The 3,826-nt window shown below is 38.5% G+C and carries 7 protein-coding genes; all 7 read left to right on the plus strand.

Features of this window, described 5'->3' with window-relative positions; all coding sequences use genetic code 11:
* Nucleotides 1-458: HisA/HisF-related TIM barrel protein (locus AC1DWN_RS29970; protein ID WP_477562518.1), on the plus strand; the 458-nt coding region annotated here is incomplete at its 5' end.
* Between the two features lie 154 nt (nt 459-612).
* The gene (locus AC1DWN_RS29975; protein ID WP_477562519.1) at nt 613-1,041 is read left to right on the plus strand and encodes a hypothetical protein; all 429 of its coding nucleotides are present in this window, start codon (nt 613-615) and stop codon (nt 1,039-1,041) included.
* A gap of 22 nt (nt 1,042-1,063) precedes the next feature.
* Complete coding sequence (locus AC1DWN_RS29980; protein ID WP_477562520.1) at nt 1,064-1,519, plus strand: NUDIX hydrolase; 456 nt, start codon at nt 1,064-1,066, stop codon at nt 1,517-1,519.
* Nucleotides 1,520-1,543: 24 nt separating this feature from the next.
* The gene (locus AC1DWN_RS29985; RefSeq protein WP_477562521.1) at nt 1,544-1,900 is read left to right on the plus strand and encodes a glyoxalase superfamily protein; all 357 of its coding nucleotides are present in this window, start codon (nt 1,544-1,546) and stop codon (nt 1,898-1,900) included.
* Between the two features lie 66 nt (nt 1,901-1,966).
* Nucleotides 1,967-2,494 (plus strand): NUDIX domain-containing protein, encoded by a 528-nt coding sequence (locus tag AC1DWN_RS29990; RefSeq protein ID WP_477562524.1) that lies wholly within the window; start codon nt 1,967-1,969, stop codon nt 2,492-2,494.
* 34 nt (nt 2,495-2,528) lie between these two features.
* Nucleotides 2,529-3,038, plus strand: a complete 510-nt coding sequence (locus AC1DWN_RS29995; RefSeq protein ID WP_477562522.1) for a ZIP family metal transporter — start codon at nt 2,529-2,531, stop codon at nt 3,036-3,038.
* A gap of 49 nt (nt 3,039-3,087) precedes the next feature.
* Nucleotides 3,088-3,600 carry an acyl-CoA thioesterase gene (locus AC1DWN_RS30000; protein ID WP_477562523.1) on the plus strand — a complete coding sequence of 171 codons (513 nt, stop codon included), beginning with the start codon at nt 3,088-3,090 and terminating at the stop codon, nt 3,598-3,600.
* Nucleotides 3,601-3,826 lie beyond the last annotated feature (226 nt).

The raw sequence follows: 3,826 nt of genomic DNA on the forward strand, positions 1-3,826 counted from the left end.
TTGTAACGTCTTATATTTTTCGTGATGGACAGTTGAATGAAGATCATTTGTCTCAAATTGTAGCTGAAGTTGGAAAAGAGCGTTTAGTTATTGATCTTAGCTGCAAAGAAAAAGACGGGAAATGGTATGTCGTAACGAATCAATGGAAGCAGTTCAGTGATTTTGAAGTGAATAAAGAAAACATTCAGTATCTAGAACAGTTTTGTGATGAGTTTCTAGTTCATGCTGTCGATGTGGAAGGTAAGCAGCGGGGTATTCAGCAAAGTCTGGTTAGTGCATTAGCGGATTGGGTCAGCATTCCAACTACTTATGCAGGCGGGGCTAGGTCTTTGGCAGATATGGATCAATTTCATGAGCTCTCAAACGGTAAATTAGATTTAACAATTGGGAGTGCGCTTGATATTTTTGGCGGGGACCTGCCTTATGAACAAGTTGTTTCATACAGCTATAATAAATAAGGACATTATTTGAGTAGAATACATATTTTTCACAATAAATGTAACGTAGCAAGATGGTTTGAAGGATCTTCTTTGAACCTTTTTGCTGAACGATTATTCAAATAAAGAATAGAATTTGAAGCCATGCTGATCATGCAATGGAAGGGAGACAGTTATGAGACCTGAGCATTATAAGCTGCTAATCGAATTTGTAAGCTGGGCTGGCACGCAGTCCTACATAGATGGTGTTGCTTTATTAGGATTAAATGCTAGAGATGAAATTACGGAAGAATCAGAGGACTTGGATTTTGTTATCGTGACAGACAAGATAGACAAAACGATTGATAATATTATTAAACAATTTAATGCAGAACAATTGGAGCAGATCACGAAGCAGGACCGAGGTAACATTACCTCATTAAGAGTTGAATATTCGAATGGATTAGAAGTTGGTTATGGTGTCGTTGGTACGGCTTGGGTTAAGGAACCCTTTGACCCGGCTTCAATTGATGTCGTTATGCAAGGCTTTAAGGTGCTGTGGGATGAAGATCAGATATTTAATAGACTTATACAAGCTGCAGAAGATAAAAAGTGGTTAGGTTAGCCGTTAAAAAGGAGCTGATCAAATGGGCTATATTATGGAGCTTCGAGCTTTAGTCGGTTCTAGACCTCTTATAATGGTGGGTGCTTGCGTCCTGGTATTTAATGAACAAGGAAATTTACTATTACAAAAAAGGACAGATAGCTTGGACTGGGGTACCATAGGAGGCGCTTTAGAGTGCGGGGAATCGCTAGAAGAAGCGGCATCTCGTGAATTATTTGAAGAAGCCGGATTAAAAGCAGGTACTCTAACCTTTATTACGATGTTATCGGGCAAGGATATGTACTACAAATATCCACACGGTGATGAGGTATATAATGTTATGGCTGTATATGAAGCTTCGGGAATAGATGGTTCGCCTGAAGTAATGGATGATGAAGGGTTAGAGCTTCGTTATTTCTCCTTATCTGAGCCTATCCTACAATTAAATGAATTCACAGAATATGTACTGAGGAAACTGGGTTATATCAGAGAATGGTAATCATTCAGCTAAGGATGTGATTATATGCATATGAAGAGTATGGTTCCGATTTTGCGAATATTAGACGAAGCCAAGGCTAAGGAGTTTTATATCGATTTTCTAGAATTTAAAATAGATTGGGAGCATCGTTACGAAGCGGATTTCCCACTTTACATGCAGATTTCCAATGGAGATTGCCATATCCATTTATCTGAGCATTATGGAGATTGCAATCCAGGCTCCGCAATTCGTATTGAAGTAGAAAATGCACAAGAATGGCAGCAACATTTGCTTGCCAAAAAATACAAATTTGCACGTCCAGGTTTATCAGGAGAGCGGAATGAAGTTAGCGTGACTGACCCTTTTGGAAATAAGCTTCACTTTTACACGCCTGATAAATGATCGGTTCGAATAAAGCTTGAATGAATCTTGTACATCAGAGACAAGGAAGGGAAAATCATCGTGAACATGCAATTAATTAGAGAAATAACCGAACTTGATCTGAAACTAAGCCATAAGAAAAAAACGGATCGGAATGGCAGTCGTTATTGGTTTCGAAGAGCGGCACGTTCAGTTGTATTTAATGCCAATAATGAAATTGCACTGCTCCACGTAACGAATCATAACTATTATAAGCTGCCTGGCGGTGGTATTGAAGCGAATGAACAAGTGTTTGATGCTCTTAAGCGTGAAGTGCTTGAAGAAGTAGGAGTAGACATAGAAATTGGAAATGAGATTGGGCTCATTATCGAGTATAGAGATGAACATGAGCTTATTCAATTTTCTTATTGTTTTCTATCTAATACCAAAGGGAGCCATCAAATAACTTCATTAACCGAGGAAGAAAAAGCCAATGGTTTATCCTTGCAATGGCTAACTCTTGAGGATGCAATTTCCAAAATGGAGCAAAATAAGACTGATGATTACGCTGGTAGGTTCATTCGCGAACGTGATTATTCAATTCTAAAGCAAGTTCGAGATTACAAAAGCAACTAAGATTATAGTCATCAATAGGTTAAAGAGAATCTACATGATTGAGGCGTTAGTAGGTAGCTTCATATCAGCAATGGCAATAAATGAACGTGGTATTCAATCCTTTGATTCCAAATCTTTGCTTGTTATTATTGCGTTGTTCATTCATAATATTCCGGAGGGTTTAAGTACGGGATTTAGCTATGCTAGTGAAAATTCCTCGCTCGGTCCGATGGTTGCTATTGCTATAGGTGCTCAAAACATGCCAGAAGGTCTAGTGTTGGCTATATTTCTTATTCATTCCAAGGTTAGCAAATTAAAGCTGATGTTGCTTGTTACTTTGACAGGCTTAATGGAGGTTGTATCTGCAATCTTTGGTTATTTTGCAGCGAGTTATATTGAGGCATTGATCGGATACGGGCTTGCTTTCGCATCAGGCGCTATGCTATTCATTGTGTACAAAGAGCTTATCCCTGAGACACATGGGCATGGGTATGAAAGATCAGCTACCTATTCTTTTATTATCGGATTGCTTGTTATGATTTATATTAGTTATTTCTTTGGGTAGGCTTGTTAGAAAAAATCAATACGTGTTGAAATTGAAAGGAACGATTGTAATGGAACCAAGATTTTCGCGTGAGTCAAAATGCTACAAAACTGCAAGGGTATTTCCAACAGATGTGAATAATCACAATACTTTATTTGGCGGCAAACTAATGGCTTACATAGACGATATTGCTTCAATATCCGCTACTAAGCATTGCAGAGAATCTGTCGTAACGGCATCTACAGATTCCGTCGATTTCCTGCATCCTATTCGACCTACAGACTCGGTAAGCTTGGAATCGTACGTATCATGGACGGGTAGAACATCAGTTGAAGTATTTGTTAAGGTCGTTAAAGAAGATTTATTACGCGGTGATCGGATCATTGCTGCTACTTCCTTCCTAACCTTTGTCGCTTTKGACGATAATAATAAACCGGTGCTCGTACCGTCTGTCATTCCTGAGACAGAGGAGGAGCTGATCTTGTTCGAAACAGCTCCACACCGAGCTGAAATGCGTAAAACTCGACGTGATGAAAATAAGAAATTTGCTGGTTTTCTGACCGTTAATAATCCTTGGGACTAATATTTCAATTCATTCTAAACTACCATTTATCAGAGCATGTTTTCTTCGTTTATTACGATTTAAACATGCTTTTTTTGTACCCTCGACTACTGTGCAACATTATATGGGAATTTAGCGTAATTAAGATATAGGCTTAACCGTGAAGATCATACCGATTGGATAATGAAGAAACTATTATGGGGAGGCGTTTTTATGGACGGAAATTTTATTAAGCAAAATATTGAAC

This window comes from Paenibacillus sp. P4_A7, from assembly GCF_056402455.1.

Excerpts from the sequence above, each read along its gene's own strand:
- AC1DWN_RS29975 (WP_477562519.1), top strand. The coding sequence starts at position 613 with ATGAGACCTGAGCATTATAAGCTGCTAATCGAATTTGTAAGCTGGGCT.
- AC1DWN_RS29980 (WP_477562520.1), top strand. The coding sequence starts at position 1,064 with ATGGGCTATATTATGGAGCTTCGAGCTTTAGTCGGTTCTAGACCTCTT.
- AC1DWN_RS29985 (WP_477562521.1), top strand. The coding sequence starts at position 1,544 with ATGCATATGAAGAGTATGGTTCCGATTTTGCGAATATTAGACGAAGCC.
- AC1DWN_RS29990 (WP_477562524.1), top strand. The coding sequence starts at position 1,967 with ATGCAATTAATTAGAGAAATAACCGAACTTGATCTGAAACTAAGCCAT.
- AC1DWN_RS29995 (WP_477562522.1), top strand. The coding sequence starts at position 2,529 with ATGATTGAGGCGTTAGTAGGTAGCTTCATATCAGCAATGGCAATAAAT.